The organism is Agrobacterium sp. CCNWLW32 (assembly GCF_037083425.1).
Taxonomy (GTDB): Bacteria; Pseudomonadota; Alphaproteobacteria; order Rhizobiales; family Rhizobiaceae; genus Agrobacterium; species Agrobacterium radiobacter.
Genome location: NZ_JBAOJM010000001.1, coordinates 662,423 through 679,308, shown reverse-complemented (window position 1 = coordinate 679,308; position 16,886 = coordinate 662,423). Strand labels below are relative to the sequence as shown.

Sequence of the window (16,886 nt, the reverse complement as noted above, 5' to 3'; positions counted from 1 at the left end):
CCTTGTCGGAAAACCGCTATTTCCGCCGCCTGAGGACAGGATGGCTGCGATTATACCGAGGAGCTATTCTTGTTTTTGAGGACATCGAGAAGAATGCGCGCGCCGGTTTCGCCCGGCGGTACATCCGTGTGCAAACGCCGCTGCACCAGCGCATAACCTTCGAGCATCGCCCGCCGCTCGGTGGTATCGGACGACAGACGCTCGGCCCAGCGCAGCATCGAGCCTGCCCTGACGACCTCGTTGAAATATTCCGGAATGATGGCGTAATCGGCGATCAGGTTCGGCAGGGCGCCGGTCCAGGTTTTCACCCGCTTGCTCAGCATGGTGAAAATCCAGTCGGTCTTGTAGACCGAGATGGTCGGTACGCCCGCGAGTGCGAGTTCCAGAATGACCGTGCCGGAAGCGGCGATGGCCGCATCGGCTTCAGCAAACGCGTTCCATTTGAAGGCGGAATCGATGCCGATTTCGGGCCTTATATCCTCCGGCCATGATGCCGCCAGTTCGTGGATGCGTTTTTCCTGACGTGGCACAGTGGGCAAAAGAAACCGCGTCGGACCGTTGCGCTCTACAAAAGCTCTCGCTGCCACCTGAAAAGGCTCCATCAGCCGCGTCGTTTCAGTGGAGCGCGAGCCCGGCAGGAGGAGGATGGTTTTCGGCTGGCCATCTGCCGGCAGAGAGCGTTCCGCCCGCTTCTGCCGCACAGAGAGCACATCGGCATCGACGCTGAGCCGATGGCCGACAAAGGTCGTCGGGGGACCGCCGAGACGGCGCATCGCTTCCGGCTCGAAGGGCAGCAGGGCCAGAACATGATCGACATAGGACAGCATCGCGGTGGCGCGATATTCCTTCCACGCCCAGACGCTGGGGCAGACATAATTGACAACAGGCAGATGCGGTAATTGCCGGCGAACTTTTTTCGCCACGCGATGGGTGAAATCCGGACTGTCGATGATCAGCAGAATATCGGGCTTTGCAGCGGCGATTGCCTGGGCGGTCTGGTTGATCCGCGCAATGAGCTTCGGCAGCTTTTTCAGAACCTGCGTGAAGCCCATGATCGAGAGTTCGGAATAGTCGAACAGGGAAACCAGACCCTGTGCTTCCAGCGCATCGCCGCCGACACCCACCAGCTCGACGGGGCCCGCATATCGGGCCTTGAGCGACCGGATCAGATCCGCACCCAGAAGATCACCGGATACCTCTCCGGCAATGACCGCCACTTTTAATGCCGCCGTCATCCGATCAACTCTCCTCCATCATGTCTCCGCCGAGTGACGTATCGATGCCGCAGACGAATATGCCCGCCTCATCGGCCGCCTTCAACATCGCCTCGCGATCAAGCACCAGCGCCCGTCCGGCTTCGACGGCGATGCCGGCCAATCCCGCCTTGCGTGCATTCTCCACCGTTTCCACACCGATTGTCGGCAGGTCGGCGCGCACATCCTGCTGCGGCTTGCACAGCTTTACGAGTACACCCTTGCGGCGCGGGGATATACGTCCTTTGGCGCGCAATGCCGCGACGCGCGCCAGCATGGCATCCGTGCCCTCAACGCCTTCCAGCGCGACGATACGGCCACCCACGGCGACTGCTCCCTGCCCCACATCCAGCTTACCGAGTGCAAGTGCCGCCTCAGCCGCCTTGCGTATGTCACGCAGATCTTCCTCGGCGGGCTTTTGTGCACCGAAAGGGCCTGTCGCAGCCAGCAGGCCGGGCGCGATCTCGTGCGCGCCGATGACTTTTGCGCCAAGTGTGCCAATGATCTTGATGACCATCTGCAAAACGGCGTCATCGCCGCTCGACAGCAGAGTCCTGACAATGGACGGCAGTTTGAGCAGGATGCCGACCGTGGGGCGGATCTCCCGCCATTCCGGCCGTCGCGCCACGCCGCCGGAAAGCACGACACGGTCTACCTGATTTTCACGCAGCAGACGGCCCAGCCCGGCGACATCACCGACACTGATGACGGCATTGTCGAAACCGCTCCAGTCGAAACGGGAATCGTCGCGCAAGCGCACGATGAAAGGGTTCTCGCCCATCTCACGGGCGGCGGCCGCCACATAAAGCGGCAGCTGGCCGCTGCCGGCCACGATGGCGAGACGCCCGCCGCCTGTCACGGCTCACTTGCCCCGGTTGGGCGAAGAGATCGCGCGGTCGCTATCCGCGCCGATGAAATCGAGGATTTCAAGCGCCTGCGGGCAGTCCAGATAGTCGTTGCGGTCGAGGGCTGCGGCATTGCCGCGGATCGTGCCTTCGGCCTCGAAAATCGCCTTGTAGACGCGTCTGACCTTGTGGATATCCGCACGCTCGATGCCTGCACGTGTCATGCCGACAACGTTCAGCCCGCCTAGAATGCCGGGATTGCCATTCAGCATGCCATAGGGAATGACGTCGTAATTGACCGCCGACAGCCCGCCGATGAAAGCCTGGCGGCCGATACGGGTGAACTGGTGCACGGCGCAGCCACCGCCCAGAATAGCGCGGTCCTCGATGGTAACATGGCCCGCCAGCATCACATTGTTGGACAGGATGATGTGGCTGCCGAGGCGGCAATCATGCGCCACATGCGAATTGGCGAGGAAGAGATTGTCATCACCGATAATGGTCTTGCCGCTGCCATCGGAACTGCCGGCGTTCATCGTTACGCCTTCACGCATGACGCAGCGCTCACCGATCTCAAGCGTCGTTTCCGAACCGTCATGGCGAACCGCCTGCGGTGTGCCGCCGATGACCGCCATGGGATGGACGACCGAACCGCGGCCGATGACGGTCCGGCCGGAAACAACGGCGTGATTATGCAGCCAGACACCGTCATGCAGCGTGACTTTCGCGCCGACATAGCTCAGCGCGCCGATGACGACGTTTTCACCGATCACCGCGCCGTCTTCGATGACGGCCGTCGGGTGAATTCTGGCCGAGGCGGCAATCGTGCTCATTGCTGGTCCTCGGGGATCATCATGGCGCCGACATCGGCTTCCGCCACCAGCGCGCCGTCCACCTTCGCCTCGCAATGGAATTTAAAAACATTGCCGCGCTGGCGCTGCTTGACCACGTGGATTTCCAGACGATCACCGGGAACGACGGGTCTACGGAAGCGCGCATTGTCGATGGTCATGAAATAGACGAGGTAACCGCCCTCACCCTGGCTACGGGCGCAGATCGCGCCTGCCGTCTGCGCCATGGCTTCGACGATCAGAACGCCCGGCATGATCGGGCGATCCGGGAAATGGCCGGTGAAATGCGGTTCGTTGACCGTGACGTTCTTGATGCCGATCGCCGAGTTGTTACCATCGATCTCGATGATCTTGTCGATCAGCAGGAATGGGTAACGATGCGGCAGAAGCTTCATGACTTCCAGAATGTCAGCCGCGCCGAGCGTCGTCTTCGTTTCTTCAGTCATTGTTTTTCTCTCCTGTTTTTTTATCACGCCCTTCAGCGCGTGCCAGAATTTCGGCCATGTCGCGCAGGAAATATTTCATTGGACGCGCAGGCGTTCCGCCATAACGGGCGCCTGCCGGTACGTCCGCTACAACACCGCTCATCGCCGCAATCTGCACGCCGTCGCCAATGTTGATATGGCCATTGATGCCGGCCGCGCCGCCAATCATCACACCGTCGCCGATGCGGGTGCTGCCCGCAATGCCAACCTTGCTGACGATGCCGCAATGGCGGCCGATACGAACGTTGTGGCCAATCTGGACCTGATTGTCGATCTTGGTGCCTTCGCCAATGACCGTGTCATCCATGGTGCCGCGATCGATCGTGGTGTTGGCGCCAATCTCGACATTGTCCTGAATGATGACACGACCGATCTGCACGATCTTCAGCATGCCGCGTGGACCGGGGGCATAACCGAAACCGTCCTGACCGATGCGCGCGCCGTTGTGGATAATCACATTATTACCGATGAGCGCGGCAAGAACGCTTGCGCCGCCCGCAATGGTGCAATCACGCCCTATCTGCACATCCTGCCCGATGATGACGCCGGGGCCAATCCGCGTGCCAGCGCCAATATGGGCGCCGGCTCCGATCACGGCAAGCGCCTCGACAATGACGCCCGCTTCCAGTTTCGCGGATGGATCGACATGGGCAGCATGGGAAATTTCGGCGTCCATCCGCGCGATCGGACCGGGTCGCATGGCGGAAGGATGCAACAATGCACCGACCTGCGCAAAAAGGGTGTGGGGGTTTTTCGATATCAGCGCGGGGGTGTGAGACAGAAGCATGTCTACAAGCGCTGCATCACAAATGACGGCGCCAGCTTCGCAGGTCTGCAACTCATCGCGGCTCTTGCGCGAAAGAATATAGCAGAGCTGATCGGGCTTTGCCCTATAGACCGGCGAAACGGACCTGATAATCCGTTCTCCCGCCGCATCGTCAGACAGTTCCGCCCCAAAATTATCTGCGATATCTTTCAATCGCAGTCCCTCGTGGGGCGGAAAAAAGGCATTGTATTCCATCAGCCGGAAACTCCAGAACGTTCAAAGTTGCAGTTCTGGACTGCCGATATCAGAAAGTGTTGGACATGCCAAACCGGAAACGCTGTTCCTCGTCGTAGTCTTCCTTGGCGATCGGTACCGCGTAGTCGACTCGGATCGGACCAAAGGGCGACGCCCACATCACGCCGATACCAGCGGATGCACGGATGGAGTTGTCGTCCTTCACACCTGCGCTGTTGGCAACCTTGTTGCCATAGAGCGTGCCGGCATCAACGAAGCCTGCGAGGCGCAGACCGAAATCTTCCGGAACGCCAGGCATCGGAGCCGTGACTTCAGCAGACGCGGCGAAATAGGTCGTGCCGCCGATGGAGTCGGAGCCGATACGCGGACCGATACCGTCGTTCTTGAAGCCGCGAACCTGACGGCCGCCGAACTTGAACTGATCGAAGACCAGCAGATTGTCGCCCGTCGGCACTACGTGACCGGCCTGACCCGTGAGCGAGCCGATGACATCGTATTCGTCAGACAGCGTATAGAAGAAACGAGCCTTGGCGTAGATCTTGTAATATTCGGAATCGCCGCCGAGGCCTGCAAATTCGTTCGTCAGAGCAGCCTGCCAGCCTTCACGCGGCATGTTGCGGTCGTCGAGCGTATTGTAGTTCAGCGTGTTCGAAATGATGGACTGCGTCCAGTCACCGCCACGGATCAGGTCTTTATAAGGCGCTGCAAGGTTGCTGCCGGTTTCCCAGTCGCCTTCGCCATCATAGTTGAGCTGCTTGTAGGTGTACTTGAACGTTGTCGAGAGGTCCTCGGTGATCGGCGCGGTTACACGCAGCGCGAAACCCTGCTCGTCGTAGTCGTAATAATCTTCGCTGCGGCTCTGGCTCTTGAACAGGTCGAAACCTGCGGCAAGACGATAGCCGAGGAAGTAAGGCTCGGTGAAGGACAGCGTGTAGCTACGTGCATCGTCTTCACCCGCACCAGCGGCGAGACGAATGTACTGGCCACGACCGAGGAAGTTCTTTTCTTCGATGGAGGCTTCGAGCAGAACGCCGTCGTTCTGCGAGTAACCTGCACCGATACCGAACGAACCCGTCGACTGGTCTTCCACATCGACAACAATCACGACGCGGTCAGGCGCGCTGCCGCCGGCGGTCGAGATATTGACCTTCGAGAAATAGCCGAGCGCCTCGAGACGGCGCTTTGCAGCCGTGATGACCGTCTGGTTGAACGCGTCGCCTTCGGAGATATCGAACTCGCGACGAATGACGTAGTCACGCGTACGGGTGTTGCCACGGATTTCGATGCGCTCGACATAGGCGCGCTCGCCCTGATCGACGATATAGGTTACGCCGATGGTGTTGCCAGCCATGTCACGGTCGCCGCGCGGCGTTACGCGGGCAAAGGGATAACCTTCGCCGGCCACGCGCTTGGAAATCGCTTCCATGCTCTGCTGAACTTCCTTGGCGCTGTAGCTGCCACCCTGACGGGTTTCCACGAGGCCCTGAAGTTCGGAACCATCGACGCCCGGAACGGTCGATTCGACCGCAACGTTGCCGAAGTTATAACGCTGACCTTCATCGACCGTGATGGAGACGGTGTATTCGTTCTTGGACTCGTCCAGCACCGCCTCGGAGGACACGACCCGGAAGTCGGCGTAACCGCGGTTGTAATAGAACTGGCGCAGCGCCTCTTCGTCGGCGCGCAGCTTGTCCTCGTTATAAACGTCCTTACGCGTCAGGAACGACAGCATGTTGGACTTCTTGGTATTGATGACAGCGGCCAGACGACCATCGCTGTAGGCATTGTTGCCGACGAAATCGATACGGCCGATCTTCGTGCGCTCGCCTTCATTGATGACGAAAGCAATGTTCACACGGCCCTGACCGACGGAAACGGTCTGCGTGGTGATTTCGACGTCACTACGGCCGATCGCGGCATAGGCTTCCTTGATGCGGGCGATATCCGCCGTCACGATAGCCTGATTGAAGGGGCCAAGCGCCTGTGTCTGTACGACGCCGGCGAGCTTGTCGTCCTTGATCTTGCGGTTACCGTTGAAGACCACCTGGTTGACCAGCTGGTTCTCGTTAACAGTGACGACCAGCGTGCTGCCGGAAACGCGCATGGAGACATTCGAGAAGTAACCGGTGGCGTAAAGACGCTTCACCGATTCATCGATATCCGAATTGGAAAAGTTCTTACCCGGCGCAATGGTGATGTTGGAGCGCACGGAGTCCGCACCGGACCTCTCGGCCCCGCGAACATCGATCTTGCTGATGACGGCTGCATTCGCAACACCAGCAGAGGCAAGCACGCCAAGGCCCGCAACCGAAGAAACACCAGCAGACAGCGCAACCGCCGACACCGCGTTCAAAAATCTTGAACCAGCCTTCATTTCAATTCTTACCTTTTTACGTTGTCCCTCAGCGGGCGGAACCCGACTCCGGCCATGTGCGTCGTTTTACCTGCTTTTCCCCTACAAGCAAGTCAGAACGTTAAATTCTGTTTACTTCGTGATCCAGAGTGGCGCATTCGCCACTTCGGCATAAAAACAAGGTAAACAAACAACTAACAAAACCGTTAAAACACAATCCTCAGCCGATCAAGCTGCTGATATCATTCCATGTTGCAAAAACCATAAGACCCAAAATCATCATCATGCCGATACGGAACGCGACTTCCTGCGCGCCCGCGCCGAGCGGCCTGCCGCGAATGGCCTCGATCGCGTAAAACACCAGATGGCCGCCGTCCAGAACCGGGACGGGCATCAGGTTCAGCAGACCGATCGAAACGGAAAGGACTGCGGCAAGCTGGATAACGGCGGAAATGCCGAGCGTCGCCATCTGGCCGGATGCCTGCGCGACACGCACCGGACCGCCCAGCTGATCGGCATTCATGCGGCCGGTCACGAGGTTGCCGATATAGTTGAAGGTGCCGGTAATGACGTGGCCCGTTTCGCGCACGCCTTCAACCAGCGCCTCGGTCGGCGAATATTCGATGTGGCGGAAATTGCCGCTGGTCTGGTCGGTGACGATGCCGATAATGCCCATTTCCAGCTTGTTGCCGAACTGGTCAGTGGTTTCCGTGCGCGTCGGAACCATCGGCAGCTTCAGCTCCTCGCCTGCCCTTTCGACAGTTACGGTGATCGGCGTGCCCGGGCGGATGCCGACGTAACGACGGACATCCTCGAAAGTCATCACCTTTTCGCCATCGATCGCGACCAGTCGGTCGCCGGGCCGCACGCCAGCTGCGGCGGCAGCGCTGTTTTCGCGCACTTCCGCCACGACTGGATCGGCAATCATCCGACCATAAATGCCGAAAAGCACCGCGAAGATGAGAATGGCGAGAATGAAATTTGCGATCGGGCCCGCAGCAACCGTGGCCGCTCTTTTCCACAGCTTTGCGCCGGAAAGCGTCTGCGCCCTCTCCTCCAGCGACATATGCGACAGGCCGGAACTATCCGGTTTGCTGGCGGCATCCTCATCACCGAAGAACTTGACGTAACCGCCGAGCGGGATCGCGGAAATCTTCCATCTCGTGCCGCGCTTGTCGGTGAAACCGATCAGCTCCGGGCCGAAGCCGATGGAAAATGCCGTGGAACGGATGCCGCACCAGCGCCCGACCAGATAGTGGCCCATTTCATGGACAAAAACGAGCAGGGACAGCACCAGGATGAAGGGCACGATATAGCCGGTCAGAAAGCCGGTCGCCGCCATTACTGTGTTCATGACAATCTGCCCTTTATGTCGTGACCTTTCGCGCCGCTCAGAAACCCGGCAACAGACCGCCGCCCGATCCGGGCACGTCGCCGGTTGCCGCCGCATGCACGAAAGCAATGAGGAATACCGTAAAGCAGGCGAAAACAAGACCGTCAACACGGTCCATGAAGCCGCCATGGCCCGGAATGAGATGGCTGGAATCCTTGACCTGGAAACGTCGTTTCACGAAGGATTCAAAGAGATCACCTATCTGGCTGAATACCGACAGGATGAACGCGAGCCCCAGCACCAGCAGGCTGATTCTGCCGTGATAGGCCATGGACACCGCGCCGCCGCCGATCACAGCCGCCGCTGCCCCGCCGATCGCACCCGACCAGGTCTTGCCGGGCGAAATCGAAGGCGCAAGCTTCGGCCCGCCAATGGCGCGTCCAACGAAATAGGCGAGAATATCCGTCGACCAGACAACGGCGAAGATGAAAAGGATGGACACGAAGCCCGTCAGCTCATCACCGCGAATGGCCGCCAGCGATATGCCGCTCAGACCCGCATAAAAAATGCCACCCACCAGCCACCAGTTCCTGCCGCGCAAAACCGGAAACAGGGCTGCGGTCAGCGTGAAGCCGGATAAAAGCGGCAGATCGAGCGAGGATTCGCCGAAAATCGTGTTGCCGGCGATAACGGCGACCGCGAACCAGCCCCAGGCATTGCCGGTCGGGTTGGCCTCCGACAGCCGGGTAATCGTCGACCATTCATAATAGATGAGGATCGCCAGAAGACCCGCGACGATGCGGAACAGAATGCCGCCATACCAGGTCGCGGCCAGAATGACCGCTGCCATGACGATTGCGGAGACGATCCGCAGTCTGAGTTCACGGCTCATCAGGCGCCTGCCACGGCAACCTGCTCGGTGAGTGCACCAAAGCGGCGGTCACGCGTTGCATATTGCTCGATTGCGGAGAAGAATCGCTGGCGGTCGAAGTCGGGCCAATATTCGGGAACGAAGAGGAACTCAGAATAAGCGGCCTGCCAGAGCAGGAAGTTCGACAGGCGCTCTTCGCCACTGGTGCGGATGATAAGATCCGGATCCGGCATGCCCGACGTGTCAAGCCGGGCCGAAATCATCTCCGGCGTGATCGAAGCGGCATCGAGCCGGCCTTCGGCGACATCGCGGGCGATTGCCACCGTCGCGCGCGCAATCTCGTCACGGCTTCCATAGTTGAAGGCGATCACCAGCGTCAGCTTGGTATTGCCAGCCGTCATCTGCTCCGCCTCTTCGAGGAGAGAGCGTATGTCGGTCTTCAGCCCCTGCCGGTCACCGATGATCCGCACGCGGACATTTTCGCGATGCAGTTCGGCAAGGTCACGCCGGATGAAAGCCTTCAAAAGCCCCATCAGGTCACTCACCTCGGATTCGGGCCTGCGCCAGTTTTCCGACGAGAAGGCAAACAGCGTGAGATAGCGTATTCCGCAATCACCGGCCGCGCGCACGGTCTCGCGTACGGCCTCCACCCCGCGGCGATGCCCCATCACGCGCGGAAGACCGCGCTGCTTTGCCCAGCGTCCATTGCCATCCATGATGATGGCGACGTGCTCGGGTATGGAGGAACGTGTCGTCGTCGGCATATCGATCCAGTAACAGGGCAGCGCGGAATTAAAACGAATAAAATACAGGTCTATCGCAAGCGATATCAGACCTGCATGATTTCCTTTTCCTTCTCGGCAAGCAAGCGGTCAATTTCCGAAATCGTGTCGTCGGTCATTTTCTGCACCTTTTCCGACTGTCCACGGCTTTCGTCCTGACCGATGTCACCATCCTTTTCGGCTTTTTTCAGACCATCCATGCCGTCGCGGCGCACATGGCGAATCGCGACCTTGGACTTTTCGGCATAATCATGAGCGACCTTGACGAGCGACTTGCGGCGCTCTTCGTTCAGTTCAGGCAGCGGAATTCTGAGGTTCTGACCATCGACGATCGGGTTGAGGCCGAGATTGGATTCGCGTATCGCGCGATCGACGGCATTGACCATCGACTTGTCCCAGATGTTGACGCCGAGCATCCGCGGCTCCGGAACCGTGATGTTTGCGACCTGGTTGAGCGGCACACGCGAACCGTAAGCTTCAATGGTGACCGGATCGAGAATGTTTGCCGAAGCCCGGCCGGTGCGCAGCGATGCGATATCGCTCTTGAATGCGTTGATGGCGCCATCCATGCGGCGCTTGATATCGTTGAGGTCAATACCACTCATCTTGATACTCCGTCTCTGTCGGCTGTGGCCGGAATTCGCCCAGGGGGCGGCGTCTTTTTTGATTACTTGTCGTGCACGATGGTCTTGCGGCCACCGCCGGTCAATATCTGCGCGAAACCGCCCTTCTCGTGGATCGAGAAGACGATGATCGGAATATGGTTCTCGCGAGCAAGCGCGACAGCGGCGATATCCATGACCGCCAGGCCCTTGCCGAGCACTTCGCTATGGGTCAGCTCGTCGAAACGGGTAGCTGTCGGATCCTTCTTCGGGTCGGCGGAGTAGATGCCATCCACCTGGGTACCCTTGAAGATCGCCTCGGCGCCCATTTCCGCGGCGCGAAGCGCTGCAGCAGAATCGGTGGTGAAGAACGGGTTGCCCGTACCGCCGGCGAAAATCACCACACGCCCCTGTGCGAGATGGTGAAGGGCGGCGCGCTGGGAGAAGCTCTCACAGATTTCAGGCATCGCGATTGCCGAGAGAACGACGGTGTCGATGCTGAGCTTGCGCAGCGACGTGGCGAGCGCCAGTGCATTGATGACGGTCGCCAGCATGCCCATATGGTCGCCGGTAACGCGGTCGCCCCCCTTGGAGGCCACGGCCACGCCGCGGAAAATATTACCGCCGCCGACGACAACGCCGACTTCAACACCCATCGCCCTCGCCTCGGCGATATCGGAGGCGATACGGTCGGCCACCGCCACATCGATACCGAAACCCTGATCGCCCATAAGGGCTTCACCGGAAGCCTTGAGAAGAACACGTTTGTAGATCGGCTTGGAAGACATCATGACTCCTCGGAAATGTAACCGAAACGCGGATACACGAAGGGCACCGCGTTGTCACGCGATGCCCTCCCGTTTTCCCAAGATTGGGTAAATATAATCAGCCCTTGGCGACTGCGGCGACTTCTGCTGCGAAATCGCTTTCTTCCTTTTCGACGCCTTCGCCGAGCAGCAGGCGAACCATGCCCGTCACTTCGATGGAAGCGCCGGCTTCCTTTTCGGCTTCCTTGACGGCAGCGCCGACAGTGATGTCGGGGTTGATGACGAAAGCCTGCGACAGAAGAGCTACTTCTTCGAAGAACTTGCGCATACGGCCATCAACCATCTTTTCGATGATGGCTTCCGGCTTGCCGGATTCGCGGGCCTGTTCGATGAAGACGTTGCGCTCGCGCTCGGCCACGGCAGCGTCGACTTCTTCAGCGCGGATGGCGAGCGGGTTGGTCGCAGCGATGTGCATGGCAACCTGGCGGCCGATCGAGTTCAGAACGGCCTTGTCGCCGTCCGACTTCAGGGCAACGAGAACGCCGAGCTTGCCGATGCCGTCGCCGGCAGCGTTGTGGATGTAGGTCGCAACAACACCGTGCGGCACTTCGAGTGCAGCCGAGCGGCGCAGCGTCATGTTTTCACCGATCGTAGCGATCGCGTCCTTGATGCTGTCGGAAACGGACTTGCCGGTTGCCGGATAGGTCGCAGCGGAAACAGCGTCAACGGTGCCGTCGGTGGTGAGGGCAACCTGGGCGATACCGCGGATGAGGTCCTGGAACGCATCGTTGCGGGCAACGAAGTCGGTTTCGGAGTTCAGCTCGACAACAACAGCCTTGTGACCCATGGTGGCAACGCCGACCAAACCTTCGGCAGCCGTACGGCCGGACTTCTTGTCGGCCTTTGCGATGCCCTTGGCGCGCAGCCAGTCGATCGCCGCTTCCATGTCGCCATTGGTCTCAGCAAGAGCCTTCTTGCAGTCCATCATGCCTGCGCCAGACTTCTCGCGCAGTTCCTTCACCATTGCGGCTGTGATTTCGGTCATTGTTTGCCTCTTATCGGTTCGATCGGTCAGCCGGCGGAATTTGCCGTGCCGAAGTTCTGGGTGATGACTGTACCCGGCCGCACACCCTTTGAAACCGAAGAGGATTTCAGGAAAGGGGCATGCGCATTCCCAAGTGCTGCGGCGTCTCCATACATCGAAATGATGGGTGCCGCCGAAGTGTGACAGCGTTATGAAGACTGCCTTGCGTTTCAACCACGTCAGACGCCAGCGGTTTCCAAAAAACGTGGCGGAGCGCTTGAAACGAACAAGGCCGTCAACCCATTGAAGGTCTTTGACGGCCTTGTCATATCCTGGTCGAGGAGACGGCGATTAAGAAATCGCCGCCAGACAGGGCCTAAATCAGGCGCCAGCCTCGTCTTCGAGAGCGGGCTCGATCGGAGCTTCTTCAGAAGCGCCGATGTCGCGGCCGGAAGCACCCTGCTGACGGGCAATACCGTCGATGGCAGCGCGGGCAATCAGGTCGCAGTAGAGCGAGATGGCGCGCGAAGCATCGTCGTTACCCGGGATCGGGTAGTCGATATGGTCCGGGTCGCAGTTGCTGTCGATGATCGCAACGACCGGAATGCCAAGACGCTTGGCTTCTTCGATCGCGATCTTTTCCTTGTTGGTGTCGATGATGAACATCAGGTCCGGAACGCCGCCCATATCGCGGATACCGCCGAGAGCCTTTTCAAGCTTTTCGCGCTCGCGCTCAAGGTTCAGGCGTTCCTTCTTGGAGTAGCCGGAGCCTTCCGAGTTCAGGATTTCGTCAACCTTGCGCAGACGCTGGATCGAGTTCGAAATGGTCTTCCAGTTGGTCATCATGCCGCCGAGCCAGCGGGAGTTGACGTAGTACTGGGCCGAACGCTTTGCGCTGTCGGCGATGATTTCGGACGCCTGACGCTTGGTGCCGACGAACAGAACGCGGCCGCCACGGGCAACGGTGTCGGACACGACCTGAAGGGCGCGCGACAGCATCGGAACGGTCTGAGCCAGGTCGATGATGTGGATGTTGTTACGGTCGCCGAAGATGTACGGCTTCATCTTCGGGTTCCAGCGGTGCGTCTGGTGGCCGAAGTGAACACCAGCTTCCAGAAGCTGACGCATAGAAAAATCGGGCAATGCCATGCCTTGTTACTCCTTTTCCGGTTTAACCCCCGCGAAGCGAACAGCGCCGATTTTCATCGACACCACCGGGCGGAACGGACCGGATTTCTCCCGGAACATCCCAAGCTTCGCGTGTGGAATGGTGAGCCGCATACAGTCGCCCGCGTGAAAATGCAAGCATTTATGCGAAAAAACCGGCGAAATAGCCGCGTTTCAGCGAACCGGCTTGTTTTCGCAGGTTTCGGGCTTGAGAATATCGAGCTTCGCAAGCTTTCCCGTCAGAACGAAATCGCCGTAATCCATCGTCAGATCGCGGGTGATTCCGTTTTCGTAAAGCTTGAACGACATGCGGTAGATCGGCAGGGCGTCGGTGCCGGTCTTGTCGTTGTAATAGGCGATCGTCACCGGCCAGAAGGCAGCCTTGGCGAATTCGCCCGCCTTGCCGGCGTCGGCATCGCCATCCTTCGGCATTTGCGACTTGCCGACCAGCGTGGAGGTGATCAGGCTTTCATCGCCATCATCAGAACCGTCGAATATCCGGGATTCGAAAATACGCTTTCCCTGTTTCGCATGTTCGATGACCTGAAACATGTGCTGTGTCGGGAATTCGCTGGCGACGAGACTGATCTGGCGGGCATCCGGCCGGGTCAGATCGACCTTCACGCCCTCGGTGCTGTCGGTTGCGGCCCCCTGCACTTCCTTGTCCAGCTTGTCGTCGGTGTAGGATTTGGTCTCGAAGGTGAATTTCTTCGCGGCAAGGTCTTCGAAAGTCGTGGTCTGCTGGTCGGTCATGCGTACGGCGTCGCCGGTGTTGATCTGCGTCACGAAACGGAAATCGGTCTTGTAACCCTGACAGGATGAGCCGGTGAATTCATAGACCATGCGGCCGGTCATGCCCTCGATGCCGGAGCGATCCGACGCATCCTTGAGTTCGAGATCGTAGACGGCGCGGTGGGCGACGAGATCCGGAACCGTGACGGGCAAGGCATTGGCAGCGCTTGACAGGCCGGTCATAAGCCCTGTTGCGGCAACGAAACCAAGCGTCCTGACAAACATGCAATATCTCCTGTTGGACTCGCCGCTCATATTGTACAAGCAACCGCCCGGCTTTTGGATCAACATCTTCTGAATGCCGGATTCTTGAAGGATTTACAACAAAACCGGAGACGAAAATGTCGGACGTCATCGAAGGCCGCCTCAAGGAACTTGGCTTCACGCTTCCCGTCGCCGCGGCGCCAGCCGCAAACTACGTTCCGTTCACCATCAGCGGCAATCTTCTTTATGTATCGGGTCAACTGCCGATGGAATCAGGCAAGATTGCGGTGACGGGCCTCGTTGGCCGCGATGTCGACGTGCCAGGCGCCCAGCGCGCGGCCGAATTATGCGCCGTCAACATTCTCGCACAGGTCAAGGCCGCTTTGAATGGTGACCTCTCGAAAATCCGCCGTGTCATCAAGTTGAATGGCTTTGTTGCCTCGGTTCCGGAATTCGTGGAACAGCACCTCGTCATCAACGGCGCCTCCAATCTTCTCGCCAATGTTCTCGGTGATGCCGGCAAACATGCCCGCGCCGCCGTCGGCATGGCCTGCCTGCCCTTCAACGCATCAGTCGAAATCGACGCCATCGTGGAAATCGACGTATGACGCTCAAGCTTTCCTGGCTGACGGCTGAGCCCGTCGCCCATCGCGGTTATCATGATCTCAACAAGGCGGTCTGGGAAAACACGCTTTCCGCCTTTTCCCGCGCCATCGAGGCCGGTTTCGCCATCGAATGCGACGTTCAGCTGGCAGCCGACAGCGTTCCGGTGATTTTTCACGACGACGACATGGCCCGCCTGACGGGCATCAAGGGCGACGTGCGCGAACGCACATCGGCCGAGCTGTCCCTTCTTGCCGTCGGTCAGACCAAGGATCGGGTTCCAACGCTCAAGCAGCTTCTGACGCTCTGCGCCGGCAAGGTGCCGCTGGTGATCGAGCTGAAGGGCCGTGCCGGCGAAGGCGTCGATGACGGTTTTGCCGAGGGGGTTCTGGAAGACCTTGAGGGCTATAAGGGCCATGTGGCGCTGATGAGCTTCGACCATCACCTGCTGAAGGACCTGAAGGCTGCGGGCTCGCCCTGGCCGCTGGGCCTCACCGCCGAGGGCGACAAGCCGGAAGACTTCTTCAAACATGATGAAGCGATGCAGCTGGGGCTCGATTTCATCTCCTATCATTGGGGTCATCTGCCCAACAGCTTCATCGAAGCGCAAAGAAAACTCGGGCTTCCGGTGATTACCTGGACGGTCAGGGATGAAAATGCGCGCGAGACTACCTATAAATATGCGGACCAGATGACATTCGAAGGTTTCGACCCGAGAGAGAACCCATCCGCGACGGCATGACAGAAGACTATTCCATCAGCATTGCGCAATCCTTTGGGGATATCGATCCGGAAAGCTGGAAACGGCTTTCCGGAACATCGCTCAATACATCAGGAAAACCGTACAACCCTTTTATTTCCCACGAATTTCTATCGTCTATGGAAGAGTCCGGCTCGGCGACAGCCAAAACCGGCTGGCTTGGCCACCATCTTCTTCTCGAAAACGCCTCCGGTGTGCTCGTCGGCGCAGTGCCGGCCTATCTGAAAAACCACAGCAAGGGCGAATACGTCTTCGACCACGGCTGGGCGGATGCTTTCGAGCGGGCCGGCGGCCATTATTATCCGAAGCTGCAATGCTCGGTGCCCTTCACGCCGGCAACCGGGCCACGCCTGCTCGTTTCCGAAGCGGTGGACGAAACGCGCTTTAAACCGCTTCTTGCCTCCGGCCTCGCCCAGGTGGCCGAAAAGATCGGCGTCTCTTCCGCCCATGTCACGTTTCTCGAAGAAGACGATCTGTCTGCCCTTCTGCCCCGCGATTTCCTGCACAGGACAGACCAGCAGTTCCACTTCATCAATGATGGCTATCGCGACCACGATGATTTTCTCGATGCCCTTTCTTCGCGCAAGCGAAAGGGGCTGAAAAAGGAACGCCGTGCGGCGCTGGAACACGGTATCGAGATCGACTGGTTGACCGGAAGCGACCTCACCGAAGACATCTGGGACCAGTTCTTCGCCTTCTACATGGATACCGGCAGCCGTAAATGGGGCCGGCCTTATCTCACGCGGGAGTTCTATTCGCTGATCGGCGAGCGCATGGCCGATGATGTGCTGCTGGTGATGGCGAAACGCGATGGGCGCTATATTGCGGGGGCAATCAACTTCATAGGCTCGGATGCGCTTTATGGTCGCCATTGGGGCTGCATCGAGGATCATCCCTTCCTGCATTTCGAGGTCTGTTACCATCAGGCAATCGATTTTGCGCTGGCGAAGGGGTTGAAACGGGTGGAAGCGGGCGCCCAGGGCGAGCACAAGCTGGCGCGTGGTTACGTGCCGGTGACCACCCATTCGGCGCATTTCATCGCCCATCCGGGCCTGCGCCGCGCCATTGCCGATTATCTTCAGCGCGAACGCGAAGAGGTCGAACATATCGGCGATTATCTTGATGAACACACGCCCTTCCGCAAGGGCGAGAGACAGGAACCGGACGTATAGT

Annotated in this window: 18 protein-coding genes; 3 read left to right on the top strand and 15 right to left on the bottom strand. The window is 59.1% G+C overall.

Annotation, left to right across the window (positions count from 1 at the left end; genetic code table 11):
• Positions 1 to 50 precede the first annotated feature (50 nt).
• The 15 genes from lpxB to V6R85_RS03475 all read right to left on the bottom strand — a co-directional run bounded on the left by lpxB (position 51) and on the right by V6R85_RS03475 (position 14,371).
• Positions 51 to 1,235 (bottom strand): lipid-A-disaccharide synthase, encoded by a 1,185-nt coding sequence (gene lpxB, locus V6R85_RS03545; RefSeq protein ID WP_003502577.1) that lies wholly within the window; start codon positions 1,233 to 1,235, stop codon positions 51 to 53.
• A 4-nt stretch (positions 1,236 to 1,239) separates the two neighbouring features.
• Positions 1,240 to 2,112 carry an LpxI family protein gene (locus V6R85_RS03540; RefSeq protein WP_003502576.1) on the bottom strand — a complete coding sequence of 291 codons (873 nt, stop codon included), beginning with the start codon at positions 2,110 to 2,112 and terminating at the stop codon, positions 1,240 to 1,242.
• Between the two features lie 3 nt (positions 2,113 to 2,115).
• Positions 2,116 to 2,931 (bottom strand): acyl-ACP--UDP-N-acetylglucosamine O-acyltransferase, encoded by an 816-nt coding sequence (lpxA, locus tag V6R85_RS03535; protein ID WP_003502575.1) that lies wholly within the window; start codon positions 2,929 to 2,931, stop codon positions 2,116 to 2,118.
• Positions 2,928 to 3,395: a 3-hydroxyacyl-ACP dehydratase FabZ gene (fabZ, locus tag V6R85_RS03530; protein WP_003502572.1), complete on the bottom strand. Its 468-nt coding sequence runs from the start codon at positions 3,393 to 3,395 to the stop codon at positions 2,928 to 2,930. The genes lpxA and fabZ overlap by 4 nt, the downstream gene beginning before the upstream one ends.
• Positions 3,388 to 4,455, bottom strand: a complete 1,068-nt coding sequence (lpxD, locus tag V6R85_RS03525; protein ID WP_111834335.1) for a UDP-3-O-(3-hydroxymyristoyl)glucosamine N-acyltransferase — start codon at positions 4,453 to 4,455, stop codon at positions 3,388 to 3,390. Before lpxD ends, fabZ begins: the two co-directional genes overlap by 8 nt.
• A gap of 49 nt (positions 4,456 to 4,504) precedes the next feature.
• On the bottom strand, positions 4,505 to 6,829 hold the full coding sequence (gene bamA / locus V6R85_RS03520; protein WP_060724139.1) for an outer membrane protein assembly factor BamA: 2,325 nt from the start codon (positions 6,827 to 6,829) through the stop codon (positions 4,505 to 4,507).
• A gap of 199 nt (positions 6,830 to 7,028) precedes the next feature.
• The gene (gene rseP, locus V6R85_RS03515; protein WP_162687200.1) at positions 7,029 to 8,150 is read right to left on the bottom strand and encodes an RIP metalloprotease RseP; all 1,122 of its coding nucleotides are present in this window, start codon (positions 8,148 to 8,150) and stop codon (positions 7,029 to 7,031) included.
• Positions 8,151 to 8,199: 49 nt separating this feature from the next.
• The gene (locus V6R85_RS03510; RefSeq protein ID WP_080866113.1) at positions 8,200 to 9,033 is read right to left on the bottom strand and encodes a phosphatidate cytidylyltransferase; all 834 of its coding nucleotides are present in this window, start codon (positions 9,031 to 9,033) and stop codon (positions 8,200 to 8,202) included.
• On the bottom strand, positions 9,033 to 9,776 hold the full coding sequence (locus V6R85_RS03505) for an isoprenyl transferase (RefSeq protein ID WP_003502563.1): 744 nt from the start codon (positions 9,774 to 9,776) through the stop codon (positions 9,033 to 9,035). Before V6R85_RS03505 ends, V6R85_RS03510 begins: the two co-directional genes overlap by 1 nt.
• A gap of 65 nt (positions 9,777 to 9,841) precedes the next feature.
• Positions 9,842 to 10,399 carry a ribosome recycling factor gene (frr, locus tag V6R85_RS03500; RefSeq protein ID WP_003502562.1) on the bottom strand — a complete coding sequence of 186 codons (558 nt, stop codon included), beginning with the start codon at positions 10,397 to 10,399 and terminating at the stop codon, positions 9,842 to 9,844.
• A gap of 62 nt (positions 10,400 to 10,461) precedes the next feature.
• Complete coding sequence (pyrH, locus tag V6R85_RS03495; RefSeq protein WP_003502561.1) at positions 10,462 to 11,184, bottom strand: UMP kinase; 723 nt, start codon at positions 11,182 to 11,184, stop codon at positions 10,462 to 10,464.
• A 97-nt stretch (positions 11,185 to 11,281) separates the two neighbouring features.
• On the bottom strand, positions 11,282 to 12,208 hold the full coding sequence (gene tsf / locus V6R85_RS03490) for a translation elongation factor Ts (protein ID WP_003502560.1): 927 nt from the start codon (positions 12,206 to 12,208) through the stop codon (positions 11,282 to 11,284).
• A 360-nt stretch (positions 12,209 to 12,568) separates the two neighbouring features.
• Complete coding sequence (gene rpsB, locus V6R85_RS03485; protein ID WP_003502558.1) at positions 12,569 to 13,336, bottom strand: 30S ribosomal protein S2; 768 nt, start codon at positions 13,334 to 13,336, stop codon at positions 12,569 to 12,571.
• 6 nt (positions 13,337 to 13,342) lie between these two features.
• Positions 13,343 to 13,468 (bottom strand): hypothetical protein, encoded by a 126-nt coding sequence (locus V6R85_RS03480; RefSeq protein WP_003512833.1) that lies wholly within the window; start codon positions 13,466 to 13,468, stop codon positions 13,343 to 13,345.
• Between the two features lie 60 nt (positions 13,469 to 13,528).
• On the bottom strand, positions 13,529 to 14,371 hold the full coding sequence (locus tag V6R85_RS03475; protein WP_003502556.1) for a cell envelope integrity EipB family protein: 843 nt from the start codon (positions 14,369 to 14,371) through the stop codon (positions 13,529 to 13,531).
• 116 nt (positions 14,372 to 14,487) lie between these two features.
• On the opposite strand from V6R85_RS03475, the gene V6R85_RS03470 reads away from it, so the two are divergent.
• From V6R85_RS03470 to V6R85_RS03460, 3 genes are read left to right on the top strand one after another with little or no spacing between them, the layout of a single operon-like run.
• Entirely contained in the window at positions 14,488 to 14,958 is a 471-nt protein-coding gene (locus V6R85_RS03470; protein ID WP_003502555.1) for a RidA family protein, read from the top strand.
• Positions 14,955 to 15,695 carry a glycerophosphodiester phosphodiesterase gene (locus tag V6R85_RS03465; RefSeq protein WP_161974064.1) on the top strand — a complete coding sequence of 247 codons (741 nt, stop codon included), beginning with the start codon at positions 14,955 to 14,957 and terminating at the stop codon, positions 15,693 to 15,695. Before V6R85_RS03470 ends, V6R85_RS03465 begins: the two co-directional genes overlap by 4 nt.
• A complete protein-coding gene (locus V6R85_RS03460; RefSeq protein ID WP_111834334.1) occupies positions 15,692 to 16,885 on the top strand; it encodes a GNAT family N-acetyltransferase in 1,194 nt (397 codons plus the stop codon). The genes V6R85_RS03465 and V6R85_RS03460 overlap by 4 nt, the downstream gene beginning before the upstream one ends.
• Position 16,886: the final 1 nt, after the last annotated feature.

Coding starts and splice junctions, on each gene's coding strand:
- lpxD (WP_111834335.1), bottom strand. CDS start 4,455: ATGGAATACAATGCCTTTTTTCCGCCCCACGAGGGACTGCGATTGAAA.
- rpsB (WP_003502558.1), bottom strand. CDS start 13,336: ATGGCATTGCCCGATTTTTCTATGCGTCAGCTTCTGGAAGCTGGTGTT.
- tsf (WP_003502560.1), bottom strand. CDS start 12,208: ATGACCGAAATCACAGCCGCAATGGTGAAGGAACTGCGCGAGAAGTCT.
- pyrH (WP_003502561.1), bottom strand. CDS start 11,184: ATGTCTTCCAAGCCGATCTACAAACGTGTTCTTCTCAAGGCTTCCGGT.
- fabZ (WP_003502572.1), bottom strand. CDS start 3,395: ATGACTGAAGAAACGAAGACGACGCTCGGCGCGGCTGACATTCTGGAA.
- V6R85_RS03475 (WP_003502556.1), bottom strand. CDS start 14,371: ATGTTTGTCAGGACGCTTGGTTTCGTTGCCGCAACAGGGCTTATGACC.
- V6R85_RS03510 (WP_080866113.1), bottom strand. CDS start 9,033: ATGAGCCGTGAACTCAGACTGCGGATCGTCTCCGCAATCGTCATGGCA.
- V6R85_RS03460 (WP_111834334.1), top strand. CDS start 15,692: ATGACAGAAGACTATTCCATCAGCATTGCGCAATCCTTTGGGGATATC.
- V6R85_RS03470 (WP_003502555.1), top strand. CDS start 14,488: ATGTCGGACGTCATCGAAGGCCGCCTCAAGGAACTTGGCTTCACGCTT.
- V6R85_RS03480 (WP_003512833.1), bottom strand. CDS start 13,468: ATGCGGCTCACCATTCCACACGCGAAGCTTGGGATGTTCCGGGAGAAA.
- V6R85_RS03505 (WP_003502563.1), bottom strand. CDS start 9,776: ATGCCGACGACGACACGTTCCTCCATACCCGAGCACGTCGCCATCATC.
- bamA (WP_060724139.1), bottom strand. CDS start 6,829: ATGAAGGCTGGTTCAAGATTTTTGAACGCGGTGTCGGCGGTTGCGCTG.
- frr (WP_003502562.1), bottom strand. CDS start 10,399: ATGAGTGGTATTGACCTCAACGATATCAAGCGCCGCATGGATGGCGCC.
- lpxA (WP_003502575.1), bottom strand. CDS start 2,931: ATGAGCACGATTGCCGCCTCGGCCAGAATTCACCCGACGGCCGTCATC.
- rseP (WP_162687200.1), bottom strand. CDS start 8,150: ATGGCGGCGACCGGCTTTCTGACCGGCTATATCGTGCCCTTCATCCTG.
- V6R85_RS03465 (WP_161974064.1), top strand. CDS start 14,955: ATGACGCTCAAGCTTTCCTGGCTGACGGCTGAGCCCGTCGCCCATCGC.
- lpxB (WP_003502577.1), bottom strand. CDS start 1,235: ATGACGGCGGCATTAAAAGTGGCGGTCATTGCCGGAGAGGTATCCGGT.